24 protein-coding genes and 1 pseudogene are annotated in these 25,752 nt (G+C 63.5%); 15 read left to right on the top strand and 10 right to left on the bottom strand.

Features of this window, described 5'->3' with window-relative positions; translation table 11 throughout:
* Nucleotides 1–10: 10 nt before the first annotated feature.
* The 3 genes and pseudogenes from BLR13_RS06110 to BLR13_RS06100 all read right to left on the bottom strand — a co-directional run bounded on the left by BLR13_RS06110 (nucleotide 11) and on the right by BLR13_RS06100 (nucleotide 3,635).
* A pseudogene (locus tag BLR13_RS06110) lies at nucleotides 11–674 on the bottom strand (sulfite oxidase-like oxidoreductase).
* Nucleotides 675–685: 11 nt separating this feature from the next.
* Nucleotides 686–2,008 (bottom strand): MFS transporter, encoded by a 1,323-nt coding sequence (locus BLR13_RS06105; protein ID WP_074826518.1) that lies wholly within the window; start codon nucleotides 2,006–2,008, stop codon nucleotides 686–688.
* Between the two features lie 205 nt (nucleotides 2,009–2,213).
* Nucleotides 2,214–3,635: an amidase gene (locus BLR13_RS06100; protein ID WP_074826520.1), complete on the bottom strand. Its 1,422-nt coding sequence runs from the start codon at nucleotides 3,633–3,635 to the stop codon at nucleotides 2,214–2,216.
* Between the two features lie 99 nt (nucleotides 3,636–3,734).
* On the opposite strand from BLR13_RS06100, the gene BLR13_RS06095 reads away from it, so the two are divergent.
* Complete coding sequence (locus BLR13_RS06095) at nucleotides 3,735–4,580, top strand: alpha/beta hydrolase (RefSeq protein WP_074831847.1); 846 nt, start codon at nucleotides 3,735–3,737, stop codon at nucleotides 4,578–4,580.
* 268 nt (nucleotides 4,581–4,848) lie between these two features.
* Here the strand turns inward: BLR13_RS06095 and BLR13_RS06090 are convergent, their stop codons facing one another.
* A complete protein-coding gene (locus BLR13_RS06090; RefSeq protein WP_083387639.1) occupies nucleotides 4,849–5,850 on the bottom strand; it encodes a Bug family tripartite tricarboxylate transporter substrate binding protein in 1,002 nt (333 codons plus the stop codon).
* A 199-nt stretch (nucleotides 5,851–6,049) separates the two neighbouring features.
* Nucleotides 6,050–6,826: an SDR family oxidoreductase gene (locus BLR13_RS06085; RefSeq protein WP_074826526.1), complete on the bottom strand. Its 777-nt coding sequence runs from the start codon at nucleotides 6,824–6,826 to the stop codon at nucleotides 6,050–6,052.
* Between the two features lie 190 nt (nucleotides 6,827–7,016).
* Between BLR13_RS06085 and BLR13_RS06080 the strand changes: the two genes are divergently transcribed.
* Nucleotides 7,017–8,090, top strand: coding sequence for a tartrate dehydrogenase (locus BLR13_RS06080; protein WP_074826529.1), 1,074 nt, complete (start codon nucleotides 7,017–7,019; stop codon nucleotides 8,088–8,090).
* 112 nt (nucleotides 8,091–8,202) lie between these two features.
* Here the strand turns inward: BLR13_RS06080 and BLR13_RS06075 are convergent, their stop codons facing one another.
* The 3 genes from BLR13_RS06075 to BLR13_RS06065 are packed head-to-tail and all read right to left on the bottom strand — an operon-like array spanning nucleotide 8,203 to nucleotide 11,345.
* A complete protein-coding gene (locus tag BLR13_RS06075; protein WP_074826534.1) occupies nucleotides 8,203–9,111 on the bottom strand; it encodes an NAD(P)-dependent oxidoreductase in 909 nt (302 codons plus the stop codon).
* A 23-nt stretch (nucleotides 9,112–9,134) separates the two neighbouring features.
* Nucleotides 9,135–10,385 carry a Zn-dependent hydrolase gene (locus tag BLR13_RS06070; protein WP_074826538.1) on the bottom strand — a complete coding sequence of 417 codons (1,251 nt, stop codon included), beginning with the start codon at nucleotides 10,383–10,385 and terminating at the stop codon, nucleotides 9,135–9,137.
* Nucleotides 10,386–10,427: 42 nt separating this feature from the next.
* Entirely contained in the window at nucleotides 10,428–11,345 is a 918-nt protein-coding gene (locus BLR13_RS06065; RefSeq protein ID WP_074826541.1) for a LysR family transcriptional regulator, read from the bottom strand.
* 119 nt (nucleotides 11,346–11,464) lie between these two features.
* On the opposite strand from BLR13_RS06065, the gene BLR13_RS06060 reads away from it, so the two are divergent.
* From BLR13_RS06060 to BLR13_RS06035, 7 genes are all read left to right on the top strand, one after another.
* A complete protein-coding gene (locus BLR13_RS06060; protein WP_074826544.1) occupies nucleotides 11,465–12,286 on the top strand; it encodes a putative hydro-lyase in 822 nt (273 codons plus the stop codon).
* 82 nt (nucleotides 12,287–12,368) lie between these two features.
* Nucleotides 12,369–13,613: an ABC transporter substrate-binding protein gene (locus tag BLR13_RS06055; RefSeq protein WP_074826547.1), complete on the top strand. Its 1,245-nt coding sequence runs from the start codon at nucleotides 12,369–12,371 to the stop codon at nucleotides 13,611–13,613.
* Nucleotides 13,614–13,638: 25 nt separating this feature from the next.
* Nucleotides 13,639–13,803, top strand: a complete 165-nt coding sequence (locus BLR13_RS41040; protein WP_171944991.1) for a hypothetical protein — start codon at nucleotides 13,639–13,641, stop codon at nucleotides 13,801–13,803.
* On the top strand, nucleotides 13,800–14,678 hold the full coding sequence (locus BLR13_RS06050) for a branched-chain amino acid ABC transporter permease (RefSeq protein WP_074826549.1): 879 nt from the start codon (nucleotides 13,800–13,802) through the stop codon (nucleotides 14,676–14,678). Before BLR13_RS41040 ends, BLR13_RS06050 begins: the two co-directional genes overlap by 4 nt.
* The gene (locus BLR13_RS06045; RefSeq protein WP_074826552.1) at nucleotides 14,678–15,658 is read left to right on the top strand and encodes a branched-chain amino acid ABC transporter permease; all 981 of its coding nucleotides are present in this window, start codon (nucleotides 14,678–14,680) and stop codon (nucleotides 15,656–15,658) included. The genes BLR13_RS06050 and BLR13_RS06045 overlap by 1 nt, the downstream gene beginning before the upstream one ends.
* Nucleotides 15,655–16,389 carry an ABC transporter ATP-binding protein gene (locus tag BLR13_RS06040; protein ID WP_074826554.1) on the top strand — a complete coding sequence of 245 codons (735 nt, stop codon included), beginning with the start codon at nucleotides 15,655–15,657 and terminating at the stop codon, nucleotides 16,387–16,389. Before BLR13_RS06045 ends, BLR13_RS06040 begins: the two co-directional genes overlap by 4 nt.
* A complete protein-coding gene (locus tag BLR13_RS06035) occupies nucleotides 16,373–17,077 on the top strand; it encodes an ABC transporter ATP-binding protein (protein WP_074826557.1) in 705 nt (234 codons plus the stop codon). Before BLR13_RS06040 ends, BLR13_RS06035 begins: the two co-directional genes overlap by 17 nt.
* Nucleotides 17,078–17,119: 42 nt before the next feature.
* Here BLR13_RS06035 and BLR13_RS06030 read toward each other — a convergent pair whose 3' ends face one another.
* Nucleotides 17,120–17,386, bottom strand: coding sequence for a hypothetical protein (locus BLR13_RS06030; RefSeq protein ID WP_074826560.1), 267 nt, complete (start codon nucleotides 17,384–17,386; stop codon nucleotides 17,120–17,122).
* 19 nt (nucleotides 17,387–17,405) lie between these two features.
* Nucleotides 17,406–18,062: an aldolase gene (locus BLR13_RS06025; protein WP_074826563.1), complete on the bottom strand. Its 657-nt coding sequence runs from the start codon at nucleotides 18,060–18,062 to the stop codon at nucleotides 17,406–17,408.
* 104 nt (nucleotides 18,063–18,166) lie between these two features.
* Here BLR13_RS06025 and ltnD point away from each other — a divergent pair, with 104 nt between their 5' ends.
* The 6 genes from ltnD (at nucleotide 18,167) to BLR13_RS05995 (ending at nucleotide 25,599) form a co-directional block, all read left to right on the top strand.
* The gene (ltnD, locus tag BLR13_RS06020) at nucleotides 18,167–19,075 is read left to right on the top strand and encodes an L-threonate dehydrogenase (protein WP_074826566.1); all 909 of its coding nucleotides are present in this window, start codon (nucleotides 18,167–18,169) and stop codon (nucleotides 19,073–19,075) included.
* Nucleotides 19,076–19,095: 20 nt separating this feature from the next.
* A complete protein-coding gene (locus tag BLR13_RS06015; protein ID WP_074826569.1) occupies nucleotides 19,096–19,401 on the top strand; it encodes a hypothetical protein in 306 nt (101 codons plus the stop codon).
* 43 nt (nucleotides 19,402–19,444) lie between these two features.
* Complete coding sequence (otnI, locus tag BLR13_RS06010; RefSeq protein ID WP_074826571.1) at nucleotides 19,445–20,227, top strand: 2-oxo-tetronate isomerase; 783 nt, start codon at nucleotides 19,445–19,447, stop codon at nucleotides 20,225–20,227.
* Complete coding sequence (gene otnK / locus BLR13_RS06005; protein ID WP_074826575.1) at nucleotides 20,224–21,501, top strand: 3-oxo-tetronate kinase; 1,278 nt, start codon at nucleotides 20,224–20,226, stop codon at nucleotides 21,499–21,501. The genes otnI and otnK overlap by 4 nt, the downstream gene beginning before the upstream one ends.
* A gap of 182 nt (nucleotides 21,502–21,683) precedes the next feature.
* On the top strand, nucleotides 21,684–23,375 hold the full coding sequence (locus BLR13_RS06000) for a methyl-accepting chemotaxis protein (protein ID WP_074826578.1): 1,692 nt from the start codon (nucleotides 21,684–21,686) through the stop codon (nucleotides 23,373–23,375).
* Between the two features lie 193 nt (nucleotides 23,376–23,568).
* A complete protein-coding gene (locus BLR13_RS05995) occupies nucleotides 23,569–25,599 on the top strand; it encodes a methyl-accepting chemotaxis protein (RefSeq protein WP_244525105.1) in 2,031 nt (676 codons plus the stop codon).
* The last annotated feature ends 153 nt before the right edge of the window (nucleotides 25,600–25,752 follow it).

The raw sequence follows: 25,752 nt of genomic DNA, 5'->3' as shown, positions 1-25,752 counted from the left end.
TTGGTTGGCTTCAATCGCCGGAATAACGTTCCTCGGCCCAGGGATCGCCGCGGTTGTGATAGCCGCGGACTTCCCAATAGCCTGATACGTCGTGGTCGAGGAACTCGATGCGCTGCAGCCACTTTGCGCTCTTCCAGAAATAGAGATGCGGCACCACCAGCCGCACCGGTCCGCCGTGCTCCTGCTCCAGCGGCTGGCCCGACCAGCTATGGGCGAGCAGGGCGTCCTCGGCGGCAAAGTCTTCCAGTGCCAGATTGGTGGTGTAGCCGTCGTGGGAATGCAGCACCACGAAGCGCGCCTCGTCGCGTGGCCGGCACGCCATCAGGAGATCGCGGGTCGCGAGCCCTTCCCACGCGTTGTCGTAACGCGACCAGGTGGTGACGCAATGGATGTCGGACAGGAACTGTGTCTGCGGCTGCGCCGTGAATTGGGCAAAATCCCAGAAGATCGGATTTTCGACGGCGCCATGGACGTCGAGACGCCAGCTGGCGCGAAATATTCGGCGTCAGCCCGAGATCGAGCGTCGGCCAGTCCCGGGTCAGATGCTGTCCCGGCGGCAGCCGCTGGTCTTCGGGGCGCGAAATCTTTCCGGTGAGAAATTTCCCCTCGCGCGCCCAACGCGCCTTGCTGCGCGTCAGCTTGCTCTCCGGCGGCGGCTCGGGGTCGTCGGTCATATCAGGGCCGGTCATTCGTGGCGATGCATCGCCGATTCATGCTTGGTATCGCGCATGGTGGAATAGATGATCAGCGACAGGCAGATCATGCCGCTGAGGTAGTAGTAGAACCAGTCTTCATGCCCGAGGCTCTTGAAGTAGAGCGCAACCGCGGGTGCGGTGCCGCCGAATACGGAGACGGTGATAGCATAGGGCAGGCCGACGCCGAGCGCACGGACATTGGTCGGGAACAATTCCGCCTTCACGATCGCGTTAATCGAGGTGTAACCGGCGACGAAAATCCAGGCGGCGCAGATCAGCAGGAAAGCCGTGAACGGCGATTTGGTCTCCTTCAGCGTGGTCAGGATCGGAACCGTCGCCAGCGTGCCGGCGAGGCCGAAGAAGATCAGGAGCGGCTTGCGGCCGATCCGGTCGGACAGCGCGCCGTAGAGCGGCTGCAGCACGGTCGCGAAGATCAGCGAGCCGAAGATGACGAACGTGGTCTGGTCCTCGGTGAGCCCGACCGACAGTTTCACAAAGGTCTGCATGTAGGTCGTGAAGGTGTAGAACGCCGCGGTGCCGCCGGCGGTGAGGCCGACCACCAGCAACACCTCGCGCGGATATTTGAGCAGGCCACGGATCGAGCCGGTCGGCTTGGAGAGCTTCTTGGCTTCGACGAAGGCATCGGTCTCATGCAGATTGCGTCGCATCACGGCAGCGAAGATCGCCAGCAGCGCGCCGATCACGAACGGAATCCGCCAGCCCCAGGCGCGCAGCTCTTCCGGCGTCAGGAATACCTTCTGCAACAGCAGCAGCACGATGATCGCGGTGAGCTGGCCGCCGATCAGCGTGACATATTGAAAGCTGGAATAGAAACCGCGATGCTTGGGGTCGGCGACCTCGCTGAGATAGGTGGCGCTGGCGCCATATTCGCCGCCCAGGCTCAACCCTTCGATCATTCGCGCCAGCGCCAGGATCGCCGGTGCGGCAATGCCGATCGACGCATAGGTCGGCGTTACCGCGATGATCAGCGAGCCGAAGCACATGCAGACCACCGACAGCGTCAGCGACAGCCGCCTTCCGTAGCGGTCGGCGATGTAGCCGAACAGCCAGCCGCCGAGCGGCCGCATCAAAAACGTTGCGGCGAACAGCACGGCCACATTGAGCTGCTGCACCACCGGATCGCTGTTCGGGAAGAACGCCGGCGCGAAGTACAGCGCGAAGGCGGTATAGGCGTAAAAATCGTACCATTCGACGAGATTGCCTATCGAGCCGATGAAGATCGCCTTGATCCGCCGTTCGACGTCTTGAATGTCGAGACGATCGTCCGCGGGTTTGATGGCCTGATCCGTCATGTCCGTTCTCCGCGAATGATCTGTCTCGACGTTGTATTCTCAGCTTGTCCGGATCGCAATCTCTGGCCGCCTGTGTTCGCTGGTGCACAAATCGCGCCCCTCATCCTGAGGAGACCGCAAAGCGGTCGTCTCGAAGGATGGCCGCGGGCGAGATCGGGGCCTCATGGTTCGAGACGCGCGAAGACGCGCTCCTCACCATGAGGGACTACTTCGGCGGCCGCGGATCGATCGGCGTCGTGCCGCGCAGGCCCAGAATATCTTCCAGCAGCTTCGCGCCGGCCAGCAGTTGGGCCTCGCCGCGGTTGGGCGCGACCACCTGCAACCCGACCGGCAGGCCCGAGGCGGTAAATCCGCAGGGCAGCGACAGCGCGGGGCAGCACACCAGTGTGATCGCGTAGACGATGCCGAGCCATTCGACATAATTGTCGAATTTCTTGCCGGCGCATTCGGCGACGTAGCGGTTCTCGACCGGGAACGGCGGCACGATGGTCGCGGGCGCCAGCAGCAGGTCGTACTTTTCGAAGAATTCCAGCGTGCGCGCGGTCATGGCGACGCGCTGCGCCTCGGCGCGTTCGAGCTGCTCGACCGTCAGCTTGAGGCCTTCCTCGATATTCCAGATCACTTCCGGCTTGAGCTGGTCGCGTTTGGAACGCAGCAGCGCCGCCTTGGAGAGCGCGAAATCGAAGGCGCGCAGCACATGGAAACATTCATGGGCCTCGCGCAGGTCGGGATGGGCTTCCTCGACGATGACCCCGGCTTCGGCAAAACGCTGCGCGGCCTTGCGGGTGATGGCGGCGACTTCCGGATCGACCGGCGTGATGCCGAGGTCGGGCGAATAGGCGACCCGCTTCGGCTTGTTGCCGGAGCGCGCGGCGGACAGGAACGAGCTCGGAAGCAGCGGCAGCGACAGGGGATCGGCGGGATGCTCGCCGCTCATGGCATCGAGCATGAGTGCGATATCCTCGACATTGCGGGCCATCGGGCCCTGGACGCCGAGATTGCGATCGATCGCGGCTGCGATCGTATGCGCGACACGGCCGATGCTCGGACGCAGTCCGACGATGCCGCAGAAGCTCGCCGGGTTGCGCAGGCTGCCGCCCATGTCGGAACCATGCGCCAGCCACGCCGTGCCGGTGGCGAGCGCCACCGCGGCGCCGCCCGAGGAGCCGGCGGCGGAGCGCGAGGTGTCCCACGGATTGCGCGTCGCGCCGAACACCTCGTTGAAAGTGTTGGCGCCGGCGCCGAATTCCGGCGTGTTCGATTTGGCGTAGATCACGCCGCCGTTGTTTTCGAGATGTTCGACCAGGATGTCGGATTTGGCCGGGACGTTGTCCTTGTAAATCGGCGAGCCCTGCGTCGTCAGTACGCCGGCCACCGCAGTCAGATCCTTGATCGGCACCGGCAGCCCTGCGAGCAGGCCGCGCTCGGAGACCGGCTTCTTCATCAGCGCCCTGGCATGGCTGCGGGCGCGGTCGAAGCAGAGCGTCGGCAGCGCGTTGACCTTGCCGTCAACCTCGGCGATCCGCTGCTCCAGCATATCGAGCAGATCGAGCGGGCTGACTTCACCCGACTTGAGCTTGCCGACTACGGCAACGGCCGTCTCCTTTATCAGCCCCTGATCCGCCATTCGCGTTTCTCCCGCTTCGTTTCTTTCGCGTGAATGGTGCTGTAGAACATTTTCCGGCAAAGTGGAACGCGCTGAAGTTGCTGGATGGAGATATCAGGCATGACGACGCTGTTTTCGGCGCTGGACTGGCGCACCATGAGCCAGCAGGAGCGCGACCGCGGCCTCAACAACGGCGAGCATGTCCCCGGCAGCATCGAGATGGTGGCGGGCTGGGAACAGCGGTCTGGCGAGCTGCGCAAGCGCCTTCCTGCGCATATCGACCTCCGCTACGGCCCGCGCGAGCGTAACCGGATCGATTTCCTGAAAGCCGCCGACAAGGCGCCGACGCTGCTGTTCATTCATGGCGGCTACTGGCAGGCGCGCGCCAAGGAGGTGTTTACGATCGTGGCCGAGGGACCGATGGCGCATGGCATCAATGTCGCGCTGATCGGCTACACGCTGGCGCCGGATGCCACGCTGGACGAGATCGTCGCTGAAATCCATGCCGGCATCGATTATCTCACTGGGCAATTGCCGGCGCTCGGCGCCGCGACCGAAGGCATCGTGGTGTCCGGCTGGTCCGCCGGCGGCCATCTCACTTCGATGGCGCTGTCGCATCCGAAGGTGCGGGCCGGGATGGCGATTAGCGGCATCTATGATCTCGATCCGATCCGCCATTCCTATCTCAACGAGAAGCTGAAAGCGGACGGGCCGACCATGCGCCGCAACTCGCCGATGATGCAGGCGGGCGGGCCGTTGAAGCCGCTGTCGCTGGTGGTCGGCAGCGCCGAACTGCCGCTGCTGCGCAAGCAGACCGCGGATTTTGCCGGGCATCGTGCCAGATATGGTTTGCCGGTGACCTATGAGGAAATCCCCGGCGCCAATCACTTCACCATCATGGATGAAATGATGTCGCCGCAGGGGAGGATCACGACGCTGATCCGGCAGTTGTTCGAGCGGACGTAGCACTCTCTGTCATGGCCGGGCTTGACCCGGCCATCCACGACTTCCTTGCCGCTCGATCGAAAAGACGTGGATGCCCGGGACAAGCCCGGGCATGACGAAAAAACTGCACGGTTGCTCAGCCGTCATTGCGAGCCAACGGGTCGGCGCGAAGCGCCGCCCGATGACAGGCTCCGCGAAGCAATCCATCTACGCGAGCTGAGACATGGATTGCTTCGTCGCTTCGCTCCCTTGCGCAAACGCTTCGCGTTTGTCGCAGGCAATGACGACCTCAGCCTCCGGTTATCTTGATGCCGGTTCGCTCGCCGATCGATCGAAAGCGCGCCAGTTCGGCCTCGACAATGCGGCGCGCGCTCTCGGGTGTATTCTCGGCATTCCAGGCCTGCATACCGGCGCCGAGGAAGCGCTCGCGAGTTTGCGGGTGGGTCAGGGCCGCAACGCTTGCCCGATTGAGACGTGCGTAAATCTCGGGGGGCAGGCCAGCAGGGCCGCTCAGGAGATAGAAGATATCAATCTCCATGTCCCGAAGTCCCACTTCGGCAAAGGTCGGAACATCCGGGAAGGCTGGAAATCTCGTGGCACCCGTCACGGCGAGCGGCCGAACCAGGTCTCCCTGCATTTGGCCGGCGGCAGAACCGAGCGAGGCAACGCCCCAGGCGGTCTCGCCTTTGGCGATGCTGAGCACCGCCGCCGCGCCACCCCGATAGGGAATATTCCGGGACAGCGCGCCTTTACCCAACACGTATTTCAGCATTTCCGCTGCGATATGCGGAATGGAGCCGGCGCCCGAGCTCGAATAGTCCAGTTGTGCCGAGCGATCTGACCGCAGTACCTCGAACGCTTCCGACGCGTTGCGCGCGGGAAAGTCCGGCTTGACCAGCAACACCATCGGAGCGGTGCAGATGGCGGCAATCCAGGTGAAATCCTGCAGCGGCCGGTAGGGCGTGCCGCTTTCATGCATGCTTGGCCAGATGGCGAACGACGACGATTCCGAGATGAGCAGGGAATAGCCGTCCGGCGGTTGCCGCGTCATCCAGGCGCTTGCGAGCGTGCCGCTGGCGCCGGCACGGTTTTCGACGACAAGCCGGGCGTTGCCGCCCAGATTTGGCGGCATCTGTTCGATCATCAAGCGAGCCGCGATGTCGGTCGATCCACCGGGGCCGTAGCCGTTTGTAATGGTGATCGGCCGGTCGGGGAAAGTATCCTGCGCAGCGGAAGCGCGACCTGAGATGATCGTCGCGCCCGCGCCCAGTAACAAGTCTCTGCGCCTCATCGGTTTGCTCGCTTTTTGTTGCTTGAGAAGACGTCCTAACCGTCATTGTCGGCAAACCCTCATGGTGAGGAGGCGCCTTGGCGCCGTCTCTGGACGATGCTTCGCATCGCCAGGCGAACCATGAGGCCCGCGGCCCATCCTTCGAGACGCCGCGCAATTGCGCGGCTCCTCAGGATGAGGTGCGAATGTGCGGCGTCCGCTAACCCCACCCCGACGTATGTCCGCCGTCGACCGTCACGATCACCCCCGACGTATAGCCGGAGCGGTCCGACGCCAGGAACGCCATCAGGTCGCCGATCTCGCGCGCGTGGGCGGGACGGCCGAGCGGCATGTTCTTCTGGAATTCCTTGTAGCGGTTCTCGTCGCCGAACTGGTTCCTGGCGCGGGTCTTCAGCAGCGTGACGTGGCGGTCGGTCCCGACCGGGCCGGGATTGATGCCGACCACGCGGATATTGTCGGCGAGGCTCTTGCCGCCGAGCCCGCGGGTGAACGCCATCAGCGCGGCGTTGCCGGCGCTGCCGCAGATGTAGTTGGCGTCGAATTTTTCACCGGCAGCGCCGATGTCGTTGACAATGACGCCGTGGCCGCGCGCCTTCATCTGGGCGTAGATCGCGCGGGTGAGGTTGATGTAGCCGAACACTTTCAGCTCCCAGGCGTGCCGCCAGGTCGCCTCGTCGATCTTGTCGATCGAGCCGCCCGGGATGTCGCCGGCATTGTTGACGAGGATGTCGATGTCGGCGGCGTCCTTGACGAGCTTCGCGATGTCTTCCGGCTTGCGTAGGTCAACGACATGGGCGGTCGCGCCGATCTGGTGCGCCGAGCGCAGGCGCTCGCACAGGGCCTTCAATTGCTCGCCATTGCGGGCCGCGAGCATGACGTCGCAGCCTTCCTCGGCGAAGGCTTCGGCAGCGGCGGCGCCAATGCCCTTGGAGGCGCCGGTGATCAGGACGCGCTTGCCGCGCAAATGCAGATCCATGGGAATACTCGCTGGCTGAGGAGGGAGGTCGAGGGCGGTGAAATTGGCAGGCTGGAAATTGGTAGGCGGTGGCAGCCATGCCGGTCAACATTGCACTGCAGCGTTGCACCGTGGCGCAGTTTGGTCCATTGCAAGGCCATCAAAACAGGCCGTGTTCCCGCCACGGCAAGAGACGTAAGGAATCCCAAGGATGAGCAAGAAAACCTATCGGATCGCGGTCATTCCCGGCGACGGCATCGGCAAGGAAGTGGTGCCGGAAGGCCTGCGCGTGCTGGAGGCGGCGGCGAAAAAGCACGGCGTGGCCGTGCATTTCGATCATTTCGACTTCGCGTCCTGGGACTATTACGAAAAGCACGGCGAGATGATGCCGGAGGACTGGAAGGCCAAGATCGGCAAGCACGACGCGATCTATTTCGGCGCGGTCGGCTGGCCCGCGAAAATCCCCGATCACATTTCGTTGTGGGGATCGCTGATCAAGTTCCGTAGGGAGTTCGACCAGTACGTCAATCTGCGCCCGGTGCGGCTGATGCCCGGCGTGCCGTCGCCGCTCGCCAACCGCAAGCCCGGCGATATCGATTTCTGGGTGGTGCGCGAAAACACCGAGGGTGAATATTCCTCCGTCGGCGGCCGTATGTTCCCGGATACCGACCGCGAATTCGTCACCCAGCAGACCGTGATGACCCGGATCGGCGTCGACCGCATCCTCAAATTTGCGTTCGAGCTGGCGCAGTCGCGGCCGAAGAAGCACCTGACCTCCGCGACCAAGTCCAACGGCATTTCGATCACGATGCCCTATTGGGACGAGCGCGTGGAGGCGATGGCGAAGAATTATCCCAAGGTGAAGTGGGACAAGTACCACATCGACATTCTCACCGCGAACTTCGTGCTGCATCCCGACTGGTTCGACGTCGTGGTCGGCTCGAACCTGTTCGGCGACATCCTCTCTGATCTCGGTCCGGCCTGCACCGGCACCATCGGTATCGCGCCGTCGGGCAACATCAATCCGCCTGGGCTGTTCCCGTCGGTGTTCGAGCCGGTTCACGGCTCGGCGCCTGATATCGCGGGGCAGGGCATCGCCAACCCGATCGGCATGATCTGGTCGGGTGCGATGATGCTGGAGCATCTCGGCGAGAAGCAGGCGGCGGACTCGATCGTCGCTGCGATCGAACGCACGCTCGGCGAGCGCACGCTGCGCACGCGGGATCTCGGCGGCAATGCCGATACGACGGCGTGCGGCAAGGCTGTGGCAGAGATGGTGGATTGAATTCGTAGGGTGGGCAAAGCGTAGCGTGCCCACCATGCTCGATCACGGCTAAAGGATGGTGGGCACGGCGCAAGCGCGCCTTTGCCCACCCTACGCCTTCGCTGGGACGACGCTACTTCGCGATCCGCCGGCAATGCTCCCATGCTGCCCGGATCAAATTCTCGCTTGCTTCCGGCGTGCGGAACGCCGAATGCGCCGACAGCGTCACGTTGGGCAATTTGGTCAGCGGATGATCCGCCGGCAGCGGCTCGGTGTTGAAGACGTCGAGCCCGGCGTGGCGGAGTTGGCCGGACTTCAGCGCATCGATCATGGCTTCTTCGTCGACGATGGCACCGCGCGCGGTGTTGACCAGGATGGCGCCTGACTTCATCGCCTCGAAGCAGGCGCGCGACACCATTCCGCGGGTCTCGTCATTCAGCAGCAGGTGGATCGAGATCACATCGCTTTCGGTCAGCAATTCCTCGTATTCGACGAATTCGACCTTCGGAAATTTCTTCGGCGACCGGTTCCAGGCGATCACGCGCATGCCGCTGCCGAGCGCGATCCGTGCCACCTCCGCGGCGATGCCGCCAAAACCGATCAGGCCGAGCGTCTTGCCGGTCAACTGCATGCCGTCGTCGCGCAGCCAGTTGCCGGCGCGTATTCCGCGGTCCATCTTCGCCAATCCGCGAGCAGCTTCCCACATCAGCGCGACAGCGCATTCGGCCACCGCGGTGTCGCCATAGCCCTTGATCAGGTACACGGTGATGCCGAGTTCGGCGAGTTCTTCCGGATTCATGTAGCTGCGCGCGCCGGTGCCGAGAAACACGACGTGCTTCAGCCCCTTGCATTGCTTGGCGATCTCGGTCGGCAGTGCGGTGTGATCGACGATCGCGATTTCGGCGCCGTCGAGCAGCTTGGGATAGTCTTCCGGCTTGATATCGGGATCGCGGTTGATCCGCACCTCGGGATCGCCCGGCTTGTGCAGCCGTTCGAAAATCACGGCCAGCGATTCATTGGCGTCGACAAAAACTCCGCGCACGGCACTTCCCCTCTTGTTATTTATCAGGATGCGACGCCGGCCAGCGCCAGCACGGTATGCATCAACACGTTGGCGCCCGCCGCGCAATCGGCCTGGGTGGCGTCCTCGAGTTCGTTGTGGCTGATGCCGTCCTTGCAGGGTACGAACACCATCGCCGCCGGAATTTTGGTGTTGAGGTTGCAGGCATCGTGGCCGGCGCCGGAGGTGATGCGGCGATGCGAATAGCCGAGCATCTTTGCAGCACCTTCTACCGCATCCACCAGCTTGGGATCGAAATGCGTTGGCGGCTTGCGCCAGACCAGATCGAGCTTCACATCGACCTTGCGCCGTGCAGAGATTTCGGCAATCGCGGCGCGCAAATCCTTGTCGAGTGTGTCCATGATCCCAGCGTCGGCGCTGCGGCAATCCACGGTGAAGGCGATTTCGCCGGGAATGACGTTGCGCGAGGGATTGGCGATCACGGCTTCGCCGATGGTGCCGACCGCCTTCGGGCCGTGCTTCTTTGCTGCGGCCTCCATCGCCAGCACGATCTCGGACAAGGTCGCCAGCGCGTCGCGGCGCAGCGGCATCGGCGTCGAGCCGGCATGGCTTTCGAAGCCGGTGATCTTGCCGTCGTACCACAGCACGCCCTGGCCGGAATCGACCACGCCGATGGTCTTGTTCTCGGCTTCGAGGATCGGACCCTGTTCGATGTGCAGCTCGACAAACCCAGAGAATTTTTGGCGGCCGACCGGGTTTTCGCCGCGATAGCCGATACTGTCGAGCGCTTCCCCGACCGTGACGCCGTCGATATCCTTGCGTGACAGAATGTCGTCGGTGGTGAAATCGCCGACATAGGCGGCCGACGCCATCATCGCCGGCGCGAAGCGCGAGCCTTCCTCGTTGGTCCAGTTGCAGATGCAGATCGGCGTCTCGGTTTCGATGCCGGCATCGTTAAGCGTGCGAACCACTTCGAGCGCCGCCAGCGTGCCGAGCACGCCGTCATACTTGCCCCCCGTCGGCTGGGTATCGAGGTGGGAGCCGAGCCCGACCGGAGCCTTCGACATGTCGCGGCCCTTGCGCAGGCCGAACATCGAGCCGAGCGTATCGACATGGACTTCGAGCCCTGCGGCCTCGCAGGCTTTGCGGAACCAGTCGCGCACCTGCTTGTCCTCGGGCCCCAGCGTCAGCCGCCGTACGCCGCCTTTCGGTGTGGCGCCGAATTTCGCGGTTTCGTGAATGGTGCCCCACAGCCGGGCTGAATCGATCTGCAGGTTCGAGGCGATTTTTGTCATGGGGTCATTCCGGGATCTGACGATACGCATGCGTGAACAATTTCAATGACGCGCCCGCCGAGGCGCGTCAACAATGACACCGCCTCGCGCCAGGTTGGCGGCGAGTTCGGCCACGCGTTCCACCGCGACGGTGTCGGGGGAGGCGAGCCAGCTCGCCGAAAACGTCAGGAGCGGCATCTGCTGGTCGGTCGTCAGCAGTTGCAGCCGGCCGTCGGCCAGTTCGCTTTCGACGATCGCGGTCGGAATCACCGCGATGCCGAGCCCTTCGATCGCCATGTGAATGACGGTAGCGAGCGAGGCGCTGGCGTGGAGGCGCATCGGCGGCAGGTCCGGGCGGTTGAACAGCGAGCGCACCTGCTCGTAGGGTGGGGTCTTGCGCGGGAAGGTGATGATCGGGAATTTCGCCAGGTCGTGCACCGTCAGCTTGCGGTCGCCGAGCCCGAGCGCGGGGCTTGCCAGAAAGCCGACGGGATAATCGCACAGCGCGCGGTTGCTGACGGTCGGCCCCGTCAGCGGCCCGAGCAGGAACGCGAGTTCGATTTCCTGCGCCAATAGCCGGGTCCGCAGGTTCGACGTAATGTCGACCTCGATTTCGATCGAGAGATTGGGATAGGCGTGATTGACGCTCTTGATCAGCTGCGACAGCCAGGTGTGCACGATGGTCTCGGCAACGCCGAGCCGCAGCACGCCGCGCATGGCCGAGCGGTCGCCGACCACCGCCAGCATTTCCGAACGCAGCCCGATCAGCTTCTCGGCGTAGACCATCATTTGACGGCCGCTCGGCGTCGGCAGCACCATGCGGCGGTCGCGCTGCAGCAGCCGCACCCCCACTTCGCGTTCGAGTTGGGCGATCCGCTGCGAGATTGCCGGCTGGGTGGTGTTGAGCTTCTGGGCGGCGCCGCGGAAGCTGCCGAGCGTCACCACCCACATGAAGGTCTCAATTGCCTTGAAATCAGCCATGCATACTCTGCCTACAAGTCGATAAATCAGATTTATCGATCTTGATCAAAAAACAAGATTAGACATTATCATAGCCATATGCGGGAGTAGATGTCGACCCGATTGGAGCTGTTGCAACGATGACCAGCTTGGCGAGAACCGAACCAGCCGCCCACGATGCGTCGAATTTATCGCCGAGCGTTTTGGCCCGGCACGCCTGCCGCACCGGCATGGCCTCCAGCACGGCCGGCGTGGCCGACGGTTTCGTCCAGGGCAATCTCGCCATCATGCCCGAGAAACTCGCCAGCGCCTTTCACCGCTTCTGCCAGCTCAATCCCAAACCGTGCCCGATCATCGGCATGTCCGATGTCGGCGATCCCCGCATTCCCGCGCTCGGGATCGACCTCGATATCCGCACCGATTTGCCGCGCTACCGGGTCTGGCGCGACGGCGAAGTGGTGGAAGAGCCGACCGACATCATGGCGCACTGGCGCGACGATCTCGTGGCCTTCGTGATCGGCTGCTCGTTCTCGTTTGAAGAGGCGCTGCGGGCGGACGGCCTGCCGATCCGCCACATCGAGCGCAATGTCCGCGTTCCCATGTACCGCACCAATATCGCCTGTCAGCCGTCGGGACCGTTCGCGGGTCCGATGGTGGTGTCGATGCGGCCGTTCAAGCCGGCGGATGCGATCCGCGCGGTGCAGATCACCTCGCGCTTTCCCGCCGTGCACGGCGCGCCGGTGCATCTCGGCCATCCCTCATCGATCGGCATCGCCGACATCGCAAGGCCCGACTACGGCGATCCGGTTCCGGTCGCGGACGACGAGATCCCGGTGTTCTGGGCCTGCGGCGTGACGCCGCAATCGGTCATCGCGGCCGCGAAGCTGCCGTTTGCGATCACGCATGCGCCCGGACTGATGCTGGTGACCGATCTCCTGAACAAGCAGCTTGCCGTGCTTTGAAGCAGTCCATGCCGCTCATTGAGGCTTTACCGTAACCGTCAACCGTTTCATCGATAACACTGGGCTAACAGAGGATTTTGTTATGAACATCACGCGCCGTAATGTGTTGCTTGGAGCCACTGCCGCCGCCGCGCTGGCGCCGATCGCGAGCCGCGCGCAAACCTCCGAAGTGGTGATCGGCATCATCTATCCGTTCTCCGGCGCCAGCGCCCAGCAGGGCGTCGATGCCCAGAAGGCCTACGAGACCGCGCTTGAAATCATCAACAAGGATTACGATTTCGATCTGCCGCTGGCGAAAGGCGAAGGGTTGCCCGGTCTCGGCGGCGCCAAGATTCGCCTCGTGTTCGCCGACCACCAGTCCGATCCGCAGAAGGGCCGCGCCGAGACCGAACGCCTGATCACGCAGGAAAAGGTCTGCGCCGTCATCGGTACCTATCAGAGCGCGGTAGCGGTGACCGTCAGCCAGGTCTGCGAGCGCTATCAGATTCCGTTCATCTCGGCCGACAATTCCTCGCCGAGCCTGCATCGCCGCGGCCTCAAATATTATTTCCGCGCCGCGCCGCATGACGAGATGTACTCGCAGGCGATGTTCGATTTCTTCGATGCCATGAAGAAGAAGGGTACCAAGATCGAAACGCTGGCGCTGTTCCACGAGGATACGATCTTCGGAACCGACTCCGCCAACGCGCAGACCAAGCTCGCCGGCGAGCGCGGCTACAAGATCGTGGCCGACATCAAATACCGCTCGAACTCGCCGTCGCTGTCATCAGAAGTGCAGCAGCTCAAGGCGGCCAACGCCGACGTGCTGATGCCCTCGAGCTACACCACCGACGGCATCCTGCTGGTCAAGACCATGGCCGAGCTCGGCTACAAGCCCAACGCCATCGTGGCGCAGGACGCCGGCTTCTCGGAGAAGGCGCTGTACGACGCCGTCGGCGACAAGCTCGAAGGCGTGATCTCGCGCGGCACCTTCTCGCTCGATCTCGCCGCCAAGCGGCCGATGGTCGGCAAGGTCAACGCCATGTTCAAGGAGAAGTCGGGCAAGGATTTCAACGATCTGACGTCGCGGCAGTTCATGGGTCTGATCGTGATGGCGGAAGCCATCAACCGCGCCAAGTCCACCGAAGGCGAGAAAATCCGCGACGCGCTGGTCGCGACCGACATTCCCGGCGAACAGACCATCATGCCGTGGAAGCGCATCAAGTTCGACGACCTGGGCCAGAACAACGACGCCGATCCGGTGCTGCTGCAATATATCGGCGGCAAGTTCGTCACCATCTCCCCGCCGCAAGCCGCCGTGGCTGAAGCCACCTGGCCGATGAAGTAATCGGCCGGCACGGGGGGCGGGGGCCATGACAGCCGAGACCATTATCCAGAGTCCTCCATTCTTCGTCATTGCGAGCGAAGCGAAGCAATCCATGTTGCTGCACAAAGAAAGAATGGATTGCTTCATCGCTTCGCTCCTCGCAATGACGGGTATTGATGGTGGTGCCTCCGACCTGAGGCGCCGCCGGTGACCGCCGAGACCATCATCCAGAGTCTGGCGAGCGGCCTGTTGATGGGGCTGCTCTACGGGCTGATTGCCGTAGGGCTCGCGCTGATCTTCGGCCTGATGGACGTCGTCAACTTCGCCCACGGCGAATTCCTGATGATCGCGATGTATGTGACGTTCTTCCTGTTCGCATTCTTCGCGATCGATCCCTTGCTGGCGGCGCCGCTGGTCGCGGCCGCGCTGTTCGTGTTCGGGGCGGTGGTCTATCTGTTCATCGTGCGGTTTGCGGTCCGCGCCAAGGCCAATGCCGGCATGGTGCAGATCTTCTCCACCTTCGGCCTTGCCATCGTCATGCGCGGGCTGGCGCAGTTCTTCTTCACGCCGGATTATCGCAGCGTCCCGCATTCATGGCTCGGCGGCAAAACCATCTCGATCGGCGGCATCTTCCTGCCCGAGCCGCAACTGGTTGGTGCTGCGGTGTCGATCGCGGCGTTCGGCGCGCTGTATTTCTTCATCAACCGCACCGACTTCGGCCGCGCGCTCGAAGCAACGCGAGAGGACGCCGGCGCGGTGGCGCTGGTCGGCATCGACAAGAACCGCGTGTTCGCGCTGGGCTGGGGTCTTGGGGCGGCACTGGTCGGTCTCGCCGGCGCCATCATGTCGATCTTCTTCTACATCTATCCCGATGTCGGCGCTTCCTTCGCGCTGATCGCCTATGTCACGGTGGCGCTGGGCGGCTTTGGCAGCGTATTCGGCGCCTTTGCCGGCGGCATCATCGTCGGTCTCGTTGAAGCCACCACCGCCATGATCCTGCCGCCGTCGCTGAAATCGGTCGGCATCTACGCGGTCTATCTTCTGGTCGTCTTTGTCCGGCCGCGTGGCCTGTTCGGGTCGATGTGATGGATACCGAATTCGCAAAACGCCGCCGCCGCGACCTGATCGTCGCCTTCTGCCTCGCCGCCGTGGCCGCCACCGTGCCGATGTTCGTCAAGGACGTCTACGTCCAGAACATCATGGTGCTGACGCTGATGTATGCGGCGCTGTCGCAGAGCTGGAATATCCTGTCCGGCTATTGCGGGCAGATTTCGCTCGGTCATGCGCTCTATTTCGGCCTCGGCGCCTATACCACCGCGCTGCTGTTCACCAAGTTCGGCGTGCTGCCGTGGTTCGGCATGCTCGGCGGCGGATTGATCTCGGCCGTTATCGCCATGGCGCTCGGCTATCCCTGCTTCCGGCTGCGCGGGCATTATTTCGTCATCGCCACCATCGTGATCGCTGAAATCGCGCTGCTCCTGTTCCAGAACTGGGAGTGGGCAGGGGCGGCGCTCGGCATCGATATTCCCGTGCGCGGCGACAGCTGGCTCAAATTCCAGTTCACCCGCAGCAAGCTGCCATACTTCTACTTTGCGCTGGCGCTGGCCTGCGTCGCCTGGTTCGTCACCTGGTGGCTGGAAGATTCCAAATGGGGCTATTGGTGGCGCGCGGTAAAGGACAACCCGGAGGCCGCCGAAAGCCTCGGCGTCGTCGTGTTCAATTCCAAGATGGGGGCGGCGGCGGTGTCGGCCTTTCTCGTCGCGGTCGGCGGCGGTTTCTACGCGCAGTTCGTCTCCTATATCGACCCTGAAAGCGTGATGGGTTTCCAGTTTTCGCTGCTGATGGCGCTGCCCGCGGTGGTCGGGGGCATCGGCACGCTGTGGGGGCCGATGCTGGGCGCCGTCATCCTGATCCCGCTCACCGAGCTGACGCGCTCCTTCATCGGCGGCTCCGGCCGCGGCGTCGACCTGATCGTCTATGGCGGGCTGATCGTTGCGATCTCGCTGGCGCGGCCGCAAGGGTTGATCGGGCTGTTCGCACCCAAGCGCAAGGAGGCGGCGCGATGACGACGCCTCTCTTGGAAACCCGCGGCGTCTGGCAACGGTTCGGCGGCCTCGTCGCCAACAGCGACGTCTCGATCTCGGTTGGCCGTGGCGAGATCGTCGGCCTGATCGGCCCCAACGGCGCCGGCAAGTCGACGCTGTTCAATCTGATCGCGGGCGTGCTGCCGCCGACCCAGGGCTCGATCATGTTCGACGGCGAGGACGTCACCGCGTTGCCGGCCGCCGTGCGCTGCCAGCGCGGCGTCGGGCGTACTTTTCAAGTGGTGAAAAGTTTCGAGACCATGACCGTCATCGACAACGTCATCGTCGGCGCCTTGATCCGCAACACCGTGATGCGGGATGCCCGCCGCAAGGCGCATGAGGTGCTGGAATTCTGCGGTCTTGGCCCGCGCGCCAACGTACCGGCGAGCGACCTGGTGCCGTCCGAAAAGCGCCGGCTCGAGGTTGCGCGTGCGCTCGCGACCGAGCCGAAACTGCTGCTGCTCGACGAGGTGCTCACGGGCTTGACGCCGGTCGAAGCAAAAACCGGCGTCGAACTGGTGCGGCGGGTGCGGGAAACCGGCGTCACCGTGCTGATGGTGGAGCACGTCATGGAAATCGTGATGCCGCTGGTCGATCGCGCCATCGTGCTCGATCTCGGCAAGGTTTTGGCAGAGGGCAAGCCGACCGATGTGGTCCGCGATCCCCGAGTCATCAGCGCCTATCTGGGGGACCGTCATGCTGTCGGTGCATGAAGTCACCACCGCCTATCAAGGGCTGGTCGCGATCTCCGCGATCTCGATCGAGGTCGCCAAGGGCGAGATCGTCTGCGTCGCCGGCGCCAACGGGGCCGGCAAGTCGACGTTGTTGAAATCGATCGCCGGCGCCGAGCGCCCGCGCTCCGGCACCGTCAATTTCGATGGCGCGCGCATCGACGGCATGGCGCAACATGTCATCACCTCGCGCGGCATCGCCTATGTGCCGGAAAACCGCCGGCTGTTCCCGCGGCTGTCGGTGCGCGACAATCTGCGGCTCGGCAGCTATCTCTACCGCGGCGAGGCCAACCGCGAGGGACCGCTGGATCTGGTGTTTCAGTTATTTCCCCGCCTGTCGGAGCGGCTCGACCAGCGCGCCGAAACGCTCTCCGGCGGGGAGCAGCAGATGCTGGCGATCGGCCGCGCGCTGATGACGCGGCCGCGGCTCTTGATGCTCGACGAACCGTCGCAGGGCATCATGCCGAAACTGGTCGATGAAATCTTCCAGGCGGTGAAGCGCATCCGCGACGCCGGCATGACCGTGCTGATCGTCGAGCAGCGAATGTCGGAGTGTCTCGAAATCGCCGACCGCGCCTACATCCTGCAGACCGGCCGGGTGCTGATGCAGGGCAGTGCCGCGGAGATCAGCGCCAATCCCGATGTGCGCAGGGCGTATCTGGGGATGTGAGTACCGTGTCCCGGACGCGGTGCAGCGCCCGGGCACGAAGCGCTATCGGAGGACCTGGACCTTCGCCGCCAGGTCCGGCGCGCGGCTTACGCGGTAGGTCGCGTTGGCGCATCTGAGAACCCATACCTCATAGTCCGGCTTCGAGCGCTTGGCGTCCCTTTTCGCCCCGAGCGGCTTGTCGCAGGAAAAGCCCTGCGCGCGGATCTGTACGGCCAGCATGCTCTGCACCGTCTCTTGCGCCGGTGCGGCCGATCCCGTCAGGCCACCTAACAATAGAGCCCCGAAGGCGATACCAAGGAATCTCAACATGTGTATCCTCCACGAAATGTTAGTGATTGTGGTTCGGCAGCGTCAGTCCAAACGTCTTGGTCAAATCTGTTATCTGCTCCGGCAAAAGATAACGCGGATTGAGTCCGCGCAACAGCAGATACAATTTTGCGGTCTCTTCCAGTTCCTCGATCGCGAACACGGCGGCTTCCAGCGTATCGCCTGAAACCACCGGGCCGTGATTGGCGAGCAGCACGGAAGAGTATTTCCCGGCCAGTCCCTTGATGGCGTCGGCCACCGCGGGATCGCCTGGGCGATAATAGGGCAGCAGCGCGGTGTGGCCGCATTTCATCAGGTAGTAGGGCGTCATCGGCGGCAACGCGGCGCGCGGGTCGATCTCCGGCAGCATCGACAGCGCCACCGAATGGGTGGAGTGCAGATGCACCACGGCGCGTGCGGCGCTGCGGGTCTGGTAGAGCGCCGTATGCAGCGGCACTTCCTTGGTCGGGGCGTCGCCGGTCAGGAGTTTGCCGTCGGCGCCGAGCCGCGATAGCCGCGCCGGGTCGAGGAAGCCGAGCGAGGCATTGGTGGGTGTCACGAGCCAGCCGCCGTCGTCGAGTTTGACGCTGATATTGCCGGAGGAACCCGGCGTCAGCCCGCGTTCGAACAGCGAGCGGCCGAGACGGCAGATTTCCTCGCGCAGCCTGCTATCGCTCATCCCGGTTTCCCTGTTTTCCGGGTTGTCTCACGCTTTGGCAGCGCGGCCAAGCCGTGTTACGCAGAGGCAAAGCCGCTAACCAGAAACCATCGAGGGATCGCCGCATGCCCGAATCCGCAAAACCGCGCGTCGCCGTCATCGGGCTCGGCTCGATGGGGTTCGGCATGGCGACCTCGCTGCGCCGCAAAGGACTCGACGTCACCGGCTGTGACGTCTCGGCCGATTCCGTCGCGCGGTTTGTGGCCGACGGCGGCAAGGGCGCCAAAACGCCGGCGGAAGCGGCGACGGGAGCCGATATCGTCGTCAGCGTGGTCGTCAATGCCGCCCAGACCGAAACCATTCTGTTTGGCACTGGCGGCGTTGCCGAAACCCTCGCTGAGGGTGCGGTGTTCGTCTCCTCCGCCACCATGGACCCCGACGTCGCGCGGCGGCTGGCGAAGCAACTGGAAGCGAGCGGCCGGCATTATCTGGATGCGCCGATCTCGGGCGGCGCGCAGCGCGCGGCGCAGGGCGAGCTCACCATCCTGGCTTCGGGCAGTCCGGCCGCGTTTGCGAAAGCGCGTCCCGCGCTCGATGCGATGGCGGCAAAGCTCTACGAACTCGGAGATGCCGCAGGCCAGGGCGCCGCCTTCAAGATGATCAACCAGCTATTGGCCGGCGTCCACATCGCAGCCGCTTCGGAAGCGATCACGTTCGCCGCCAAGCAGGGGCTGGATATCAAAAAAGTCTACGAGGTGATCACGGCGTCGGCCGGCAATTCCTGGATGTTCGAGAACCGCATGCCGCATGTGCTCGACGGCGACTACACGCCGCGCAGCGCGGTGGAGATTTTCGTCAAGGACCTCGGCATCATCCAGGACATGGCGCGCACGGCGAAATTCCCGGTGCCGGTCGCTGCCGCGGCGCTGCAGATGTTTTTGATGACGGCCGGCGCCGGCATGGGTCGCGACGACGACGCCTCGGTGGCGCGGATGTATGCCCGCGTCACCGGCACGCAGCTGCCGGGCGAATAAATATACGAGCGGATAGAACAATGGACGAGACCGCCAAGGCAGTTCTTCTCATCGACGGGCCAAGTCCCTTCTACAGTCAAACCGACGAAGACCACTTCTTTGCGTGGTTGGAGTCGATTCCTGCCATCAAAGGAGTGACAGGCAAAGGCCGCGGCCTTGAATTGATTGTTGAACGTCCGATCGGCGAGGAGAGCCTGCGCGATCTCATTGCTCTCATGACGAGGTACGGTGTGGATTGTCATCCCCTCAAGCCTCTTTGTGAGGAGCAGAAAGACGAGTATTTTCGGGACAAGAGGAAATATTGGCACTCGGCGGTCTACGGGTGAGCTCTCCACGGCCACATTCGCGAAAATTGAAAGAGAACAACGCATGCCCCGTTTTGCCGCCAACCTCTCCATGATGTTCAACGAGGTCCCGTTTCTCGACCGTTTCGATGCGGCGGCGAAGGCGGGCTTCACGGCCGTCGAGTTCCTGTTTCCCTACGATCATCCCGCCGAGGCCGTCGGCGAACGGCTGCGCAAGAATGGCCTGACGCAGGCGCTGTTCAACCTGCCGCCGGGCAATTGGGAGGCCGGCGAAAAAGGTTTTGCCGCGCTGCCGGCGCGCTTTGACGATCTGAAGCGGAGTCTCGACACCGCGCTGCCTTACGCCAAGGCGACCGGCGTCAAGCGCGTTCACCTGATGGCAGGCATCGCCAACCGCAGCGAACCCAAGGCCGTCGAGGCATTCTACAAATCGGTGGCGGTAGCCGCGGAGTTCTTCGCCCCCCACGGACTCGACGTCGTCATCGAGCCGATCAACCCGCGCAACGTTCCCGGTTATTTCCTCAATGATTTTCTGTTCGCCCGCGATCTGATCGTTGAGCTGAAGATTCCGAATCTGAAACTGCAGTTCGACATCTATCACTGCCAGATCATCCATGGCGACGTCACCATGCGGCTGCGCGAGATGATGCCTGTTATCGGCCATATCCAGATCGCCAGCATTCCCTCGCGCAACGAGCCCGACGGCGAGGAGCTGAACTATCCCTTCCTGTTCGCCGAGCTCGACCGGCTCGGTTATGGCGGCTTCGTAGGCTGCGAATACAATCCGCGCGGCAAGACCACTGACGGCCTCGGCTGGTTCAAGCCCTATGCCGGAGTGAAGCCGTGAAACTGTCTTTGGGCTGCATCGCCGACGACTACACCGGCGCCTCCGACCTCGCCAACACGCTGACGCGCCAGGGCCTGCGGACCGTGCAGACCATCGGCGTGCCCTCGGACGATCTGGCGCTGCCCGAGGTCGATGCCGTCGTGGTGTCGCTCAAGAGCCGCTCGATCGAGGCTGATCTGGCAGTGACACGATCGCGTGCCGCCGAAAAATGGCTGCGCGGGCGCGGCGCCGGTCACGTGCTGTTCAAGATCTGCTCGACCTTCGATTCCACGGACGTGGGCAATATCGGCCCGGTCATGGATGCGCTGCGCGCCGATTCCGGCGATACTATCGTGCTGGTGACGCCGGCTTTCCCGGAAACCGGCCGCACCGTCTATATGGGCAACCTGTTCGTAGGCCCCGTGCCGCTGAACGAAAGCCCGCTGAAGGACCACCCGCTCAACCCGATGCACGACTCCAACCTGGTACGGGTGCTGGCGCGCCAGAGCAAGACCAGGGTCGGCCTGGTCGACCTTGCAACCCTGACGCGCGGTGCAGATGCCGTTCGCGGACGTCTCGCCGATCTGGCCGCGAATGATGTTGGCGCCGCCGTAATCGACGCGGTGTTCGATCGCGATCTCGAAACCATCGGTAGCGTCGCGCTGGATCACCGCCTGTCGGTTGGCGCCTCCGGCATCGGGCTGGGCATTGCCCGGGCGCTGGTGGCCTCCGGCAAGGTCAAGGCGGGCGCGGCGGCAACGGTATCTGAATCCGCAGTCGGCGGACCGGCGGCTTGCCTCGCCGGCAGTTGTTCGCAGGCGACGCTGCAGCAGATTGCAAACGCCGAGAAGACCATGGCCGTGCTGCACCTCGACCCCGAGCAGGTCATCGCCGGGCCCGACGAAGTGCGGCGCGCGCTGGCCTGGTCGGGCGAGCGAATCAGCCGCGGCCCCGTTCTGATCGCGAGCAGCTCGACGCCGGATCAGGTCCAAGCCCTGCAATCACGTCATGGCCGCGATGCAGCCGGACATGCCATCGAGCAGGCGATGGCGGATATCGCCGAAGGTCTGGTGCGATCCGGCGTGCGGCGTCTGGTGGTCGCGGGTGGTGAAACGTCGGGCGCTGTCGTCGATCGTTTGCGTATTCCCGGCTTCCTCGTTGGCGCAGAAATCGCTGCAGGCGTGCCGGTTTTGCGCGCGGTCGGCGTAAAAGACGGTGCGATGCTGCTTGCACTGAAATCGGGCAATTTCGGTGGGGCAGAATTTTTCTCCGATGCGCTGAAGCTGATGCGCTGATCAGTTCGCTGCATTCATGTCCTGGTGAGGTCTGTCGCGTACCGTAATTTTACGGAACGACAAATTAACGCAACTTGAGGACGCGTCGGGTTTGATGCCCGCACCAATTCCTTGCGATTCATCAGCTTCACCGCCCCGTCACAATCGGCCGCCCCCGCCCAAGATCAAGAGATCCCCCAGTCATGCTCGCGAAGTACTCGATCCGGACCAAAATCATCGCCGTCGTTGGCTTCCTGCTCGTCGCGATGACCGGCATGGGCCTGCTCGCGGTCAAGAACATGCGGGCAATCAACGCCAACACGGTCGATATCGTGACCAACTGGATGCCGAGCGTCCGGGTGCTGGGCGAACTGCGCGCCGGCGTCATCACCTATCGCAACGTGATCCGCGAACACATGCTCTCCGAAACGCTCGAGGAAAAGCAGGCCGCGGAAAAGACCCTGGCTACCGTCGTCGACGGCAATACCAAGATCCGCGCGACCTACGAGACGATGATTGTCAACGCGGAAGAGCGCGCGCTGTATAACCAGTGGGTCGAAAAGTGGACGGCCTACAAGAAGGGCACCGAGGAGGTGATGGCGCTGTCCCGCAAGGAAGCGGGCAAGATTCCCCACGAGGCCCATGAGCTCAACACCAAGACAGTGAACAAGATCGGGATCGAATCCGACGAGATCCTGAAAAAGGACATCGATCTCAACAACAAGGGCGCCGGCACCGCGGCCCAGGATGCCGCCGACAATTACGCATCCGCCTTCATGATGCTCGCGGTGATCCTCGGTGCGGCCGTCATCATCGGTATCGGCGTGGGCTTCTACCTGGTTCGCGACGTCTCGACCGGCATTGCCTCGATCGTCACCCCGATGCAGGCGCTGGGCAAGGGCGACCTGAGCGCGGAAGTGCCGCATCAGGGCGAGAAGACCGAAATCGGCGCCATGGCAGACGTGCTGCAGGTGTTCAAGGAGGCGCTGATCGCCAAGAAGGCCGCCGATGAGGCCGCCGCCGCAGACGCCGAAGCCAAGATCGAGCGTGGCCGCCGCGTCGACAGCATCACCCGCAATTTCGAATCCATGATCGGCGAGATCGTCCAGACCGTTTCGTCGGCTTCGACCCAGTTAGAGGCTTCCGCCGGCACGCTGTCGGCGACCGCCGAGCGCTCGCAGACGCTGACCACCGCGGTGGCTGCGGCCTCAGAGGAAGCCTCCACCAACGTGCAGTCGGTGGCGTCGGCGACCGAAGAACTGTCGTCCTCGGTCAACGAGATCAGCCGCCAGGTGCAGGAGTCGGCGCGGATGGCGACCGATGCCGTCGGCCAGGCCCGCGTCACCAACGATCGCGTCAGCGAATTGTCGAAGGCGGCTTCCCGCATTGGCGACGTCGTCGAACTGATCAACACCATTGCCGGCCAGACCAACCTGCTGGCGCTCAACGCCACCATCGAGGCGGCCCGTGCCGGTGAAGCCGGCCGCGGTTTCGCGGTCGTGGCATCGGAAGTGAAAGCCCTCGCTGAACAGACCGCGAAGGCGACCGGTGAAATCGGCCAGCAGATCACCGGCATCCAGGCCGCGACTCAGGAGTCGGTGACCGCGATCAAGGAAATCAGCGGCACCATCGAAAAACTGTCGGAGATCTCCTCGACCATCGCAGCCGCGGTGGAAGAGCAGGGTGCGGCGACGCAGGAGATTTCCCGCAACGTGCAGCAGGCCGCCCAGGGCACCCAGCAGGTCTCCTCCAACATCACCGACGTGCAGCGCGGCGCCACCGAGACCGGCTCGGCCTCCGCGCAGGTGCTCTCGGCGGCGCAGTCGCTGTCGGGCGACTCTAACCGCCTCAAGCTCGAAGTCGGCAAGTTCCTCGACTCGGTCCGGGCAGCCTGACATTCGTGCGATGACAGATCAAAGCCCGGCTCTGAACAGGAGCCGGGTTTTTTACGTTCGCGCGCCCGCCAAAATTTGATGGCTCTTAACTCCCGGCGCCTAAAATTAACCTGTCCTATCGACGCGCGCGGTATGGCTCGACCAGGCGCGCGATTCGTCGACGCGAGACGAGAAACAGCAAGGACCCGACAGCATGATCAAGTTCAATCGCATCGGAAACAAACTCGGTCTTGCCGGCGCCGTCGGCGTATTGCTGTCGATCGGCATGGTCGCCAACCAGATGATGACGGAAGCCAACGTCGCCGGCGTGAATGATCGCGCCGATCGCGCCCAACGGGTCACCGAGGGGGCGCTCGCCGCGCAGGCGGATCTACGTCAGGTCCAGCTGGCCGGGCGTAATCTCAGACTGGCGCGGACACCTGCCGATATCGACCGGAGCCTGGCCGACATGCGCAAGGCTGCCGCAGCCGAAGCCGCTGAAATCGATGCCGCCTATGCTGCCGCGCTCCGGCCAGAAAGCCGGGAGCGGCTGCAGAAAATCAAATCGGTGATGGCGAGCTTCATCGCCGGCACCGAGGAACTCGCAACCGCGCAGCGCACCGCGCTGGGGCTGATCGAGAAGCGCAACGGCATCTCGGCCGAGTGGACCAAGGCGATCGGGAAGACGCTGAACTCGCAGATCCTCTCGAGGTTTGACGATTTTGCCGATATGCAGAGCCTGCTGCACCAGGCCGATGTCAAGGTGAATGCCTTGCGGGCACTGGTCTGGCGGTTCGGGGCGACCGGCGAGGCTGATATCCCGCAGCAAGTCAGTCAAACCCGGGCGGCGCTCGAAGAAATCCTGAACCAGGTCAAGGGCAGGGACGACGACAAGGAATTCCAGGCCATGATCGGGTCGCTGGAATCGGTCGTCAAACGCTTCCTGGCCTCCAACGACGAATCCGTAAAGACGGAAGCGCTGAAGGAGGAGATCGTCCAGAACCGCATGCTCAAATTCGTCAACGAGGCCGGCGAGCTGATGGAAGCCGCGGTTTCAACGGCGCAGACCAACAACAAGGCCTCGAAGGAAGAAGCCGCCGTTCAGACGGCCTGGGCCAGCCAGGTCAGCATGGGAATGGCCATGGTTGTGATGATATCCCTGATCGTCTCGGTCGCGTTCTCCTTCCTCGGCATCGCGCGTCCGATGACGCGTCTCAATGGCGCACTCGGCGAGATGGCCGGCGGCAATCTCGATGTGGTGATTCCCGGCGCCGGCCGCGGCGACGAAATCGGCGACCTCGCCAAGACCGTCACCGTCATCCGGGAGAATGCCGAGCGGAAGGCCCGCGATGAAGCCGAAGCCAAGGCCATGCAGGACCAGATCGCGGCGCGGCAGCGCAAGGCGGACATGATCCGGTTGGCCGACGATTTCGAAGGCGCGGTCGGCAAGATTGTCGAGACCGTGTCGTCGGCATCCAGCGAACTTGAAGCTTCGGCCTCCACCTTGAGCGCAACCGCCGAACGCTCGCAAACGCTGACCACCACGGTGGCGGCGGCTTCCGAGGAAGCCTCCACCAACGTGCAATCGGTGGCGTCGGCGACCGAGGAAATGGCGTCGTCCGTCAACGAGATCAGCCGCCAGGTGCAGGAATCGGCGCGGATGGCGACCGAGGCGGTTGGACAGGCGCGCGCCACCAACGACCGCGTCAGCGAACTGTCGAAGGCGGCAAGCCGCATCGGCGACGTGGTCGAGCTGATCAACACCATTGCCGAACAGACCAACCTGCTGGCGCTCAACGCCACCATCGAGGCGGCCCGTGCCGGTGAAGCCGGCCGCGGTTTCGCGGTCGTGGCGTCGGAAGTGAAGGCGCTGGCCGAACAGACCTCGAAGGCGACCGGCGAGATCGGTCAGCAGATCACCGGCATCCAGGCGGCGACGCAGGACTCGGTGAGCGCGATCAAGGCAATCAGCAGCACCATCGAGAGACTGTCGGAGATTTCCTCGACCATTGCCGCCGCGGTGGAAGAGCAGGGCGCAGCGACGCAGGAGATCTCCCGCAACGTGCAGCAGGCCGCGCAAGGCACCCAGCAGGTCTCCTCCAACATCACCGACGTGCAGCGCGGCGCCACCGAGACCGGCTCGGCGTCCACCCAGGTGCTTTCGGCGGCGCAGTCGCTATCGGGCGACTCCAACCGCCTCAAGCTCGAGGTCGGCAAATTCCTGAACTCGGTCCGGGCGGCCTGACAGCTGATCGATGACGACCAAAGCCCGGCTCCGAACAGGAGCCGGGTTTTCGCGTGATGCGCGAACTTTTGTCGCAGAATCGGAATGAGTGTTCCGTAGTTCCACTGAACTAAAATTAACCAGACCTAGTCCCAAGCCCGATATCCTCTCAAT

The sequence above is a fragment of the Bradyrhizobium ottawaense genome, from assembly GCF_900099825.1.
GTDB lineage: Bacteria > Pseudomonadota > Alphaproteobacteria > Rhizobiales > Xanthobacteraceae > Bradyrhizobium > Bradyrhizobium ottawaense_A.
The sequence above is the reverse complement of the archived record's forward strand: the minus strand, read 5'-3'. Positions and strand labels throughout refer to the sequence as shown.

Excerpts from the sequence above, each read along its gene's own strand:
- BLR13_RS06105 (WP_074826518.1), bottom strand. The coding sequence starts at position 2,008 with ATGACGGATCAGGCCATCAAACCCGCGGACGATCGTCTCGACATTCAA.
- BLR13_RS06100 (WP_074826520.1), bottom strand. The coding sequence starts at position 3,635 with ATGGCGGATCAGGGGCTGATAAAGGAGACGGCCGTTGCCGTAGTCGGC.
- BLR13_RS06095 (WP_074831847.1), top strand. The coding sequence starts at position 3,735 with ATGACGACGCTGTTTTCGGCGCTGGACTGGCGCACCATGAGCCAGCAG.
- BLR13_RS06090 (WP_083387639.1), bottom strand. The coding sequence starts at position 5,850 with ATGAGGCGCAGAGACTTGTTACTGGGCGCGGGCGCGACGATCATCTCA.
- BLR13_RS06085 (WP_074826526.1), bottom strand. The coding sequence starts at position 6,826 with ATGGATCTGCATTTGCGCGGCAAGCGCGTCCTGATCACCGGCGCCTCC.
- BLR13_RS06080 (WP_074826529.1), top strand. The coding sequence starts at position 7,017 with ATGAGCAAGAAAACCTATCGGATCGCGGTCATTCCCGGCGACGGCATC.
- BLR13_RS06070 (WP_074826538.1), bottom strand. The coding sequence starts at position 10,385 with ATGACAAAAATCGCCTCGAACCTGCAGATCGATTCAGCCCGGCTGTGG.
- BLR13_RS06065 (WP_074826541.1), bottom strand. The coding sequence starts at position 11,345 with ATGGCTGATTTCAAGGCAATTGAGACCTTCATGTGGGTGGTGACGCTC.
- BLR13_RS06060 (WP_074826544.1), top strand. The coding sequence starts at position 11,465 with ATGACCAGCTTGGCGAGAACCGAACCAGCCGCCCACGATGCGTCGAAT.
- BLR13_RS06055 (WP_074826547.1), top strand. The coding sequence starts at position 12,369 with ATGAACATCACGCGCCGTAATGTGTTGCTTGGAGCCACTGCCGCCGCC.
- BLR13_RS41040 (WP_171944991.1), top strand. The coding sequence starts at position 13,639 with ATGACAGCCGAGACCATTATCCAGAGTCCTCCATTCTTCGTCATTGCG.
- BLR13_RS06045 (WP_074826552.1), top strand. The coding sequence starts at position 14,678 with ATGGATACCGAATTCGCAAAACGCCGCCGCCGCGACCTGATCGTCGCC.
- BLR13_RS06040 (WP_074826554.1), top strand. The coding sequence starts at position 15,655 with ATGACGACGCCTCTCTTGGAAACCCGCGGCGTCTGGCAACGGTTCGGC.
- BLR13_RS06035 (WP_074826557.1), top strand. The coding sequence starts at position 16,373 with ATGCTGTCGGTGCATGAAGTCACCACCGCCTATCAAGGGCTGGTCGCG.
- BLR13_RS06030 (WP_074826560.1), bottom strand. The coding sequence starts at position 17,386 with ATGTTGAGATTCCTTGGTATCGCCTTCGGGGCTCTATTGTTAGGTGGC.
- BLR13_RS06025 (WP_074826563.1), bottom strand. The coding sequence starts at position 18,062 with ATGAGCGATAGCAGGCTGCGCGAGGAAATCTGCCGTCTCGGCCGCTCG.
- ltnD (WP_074826566.1), top strand. The coding sequence starts at position 18,167 with ATGCCCGAATCCGCAAAACCGCGCGTCGCCGTCATCGGGCTCGGCTCG.
- BLR13_RS06015 (WP_074826569.1), top strand. The coding sequence starts at position 19,096 with ATGGACGAGACCGCCAAGGCAGTTCTTCTCATCGACGGGCCAAGTCCC.
- otnI (WP_074826571.1), top strand. The coding sequence starts at position 19,445 with ATGCCCCGTTTTGCCGCCAACCTCTCCATGATGTTCAACGAGGTCCCG.
- BLR13_RS06000 (WP_074826578.1), top strand. The coding sequence starts at position 21,684 with ATGCTCGCGAAGTACTCGATCCGGACCAAAATCATCGCCGTCGTTGGC.
- BLR13_RS05995 (WP_244525105.1), top strand. The coding sequence starts at position 23,569 with ATGATCAAGTTCAATCGCATCGGAAACAAACTCGGTCTTGCCGGCGCC.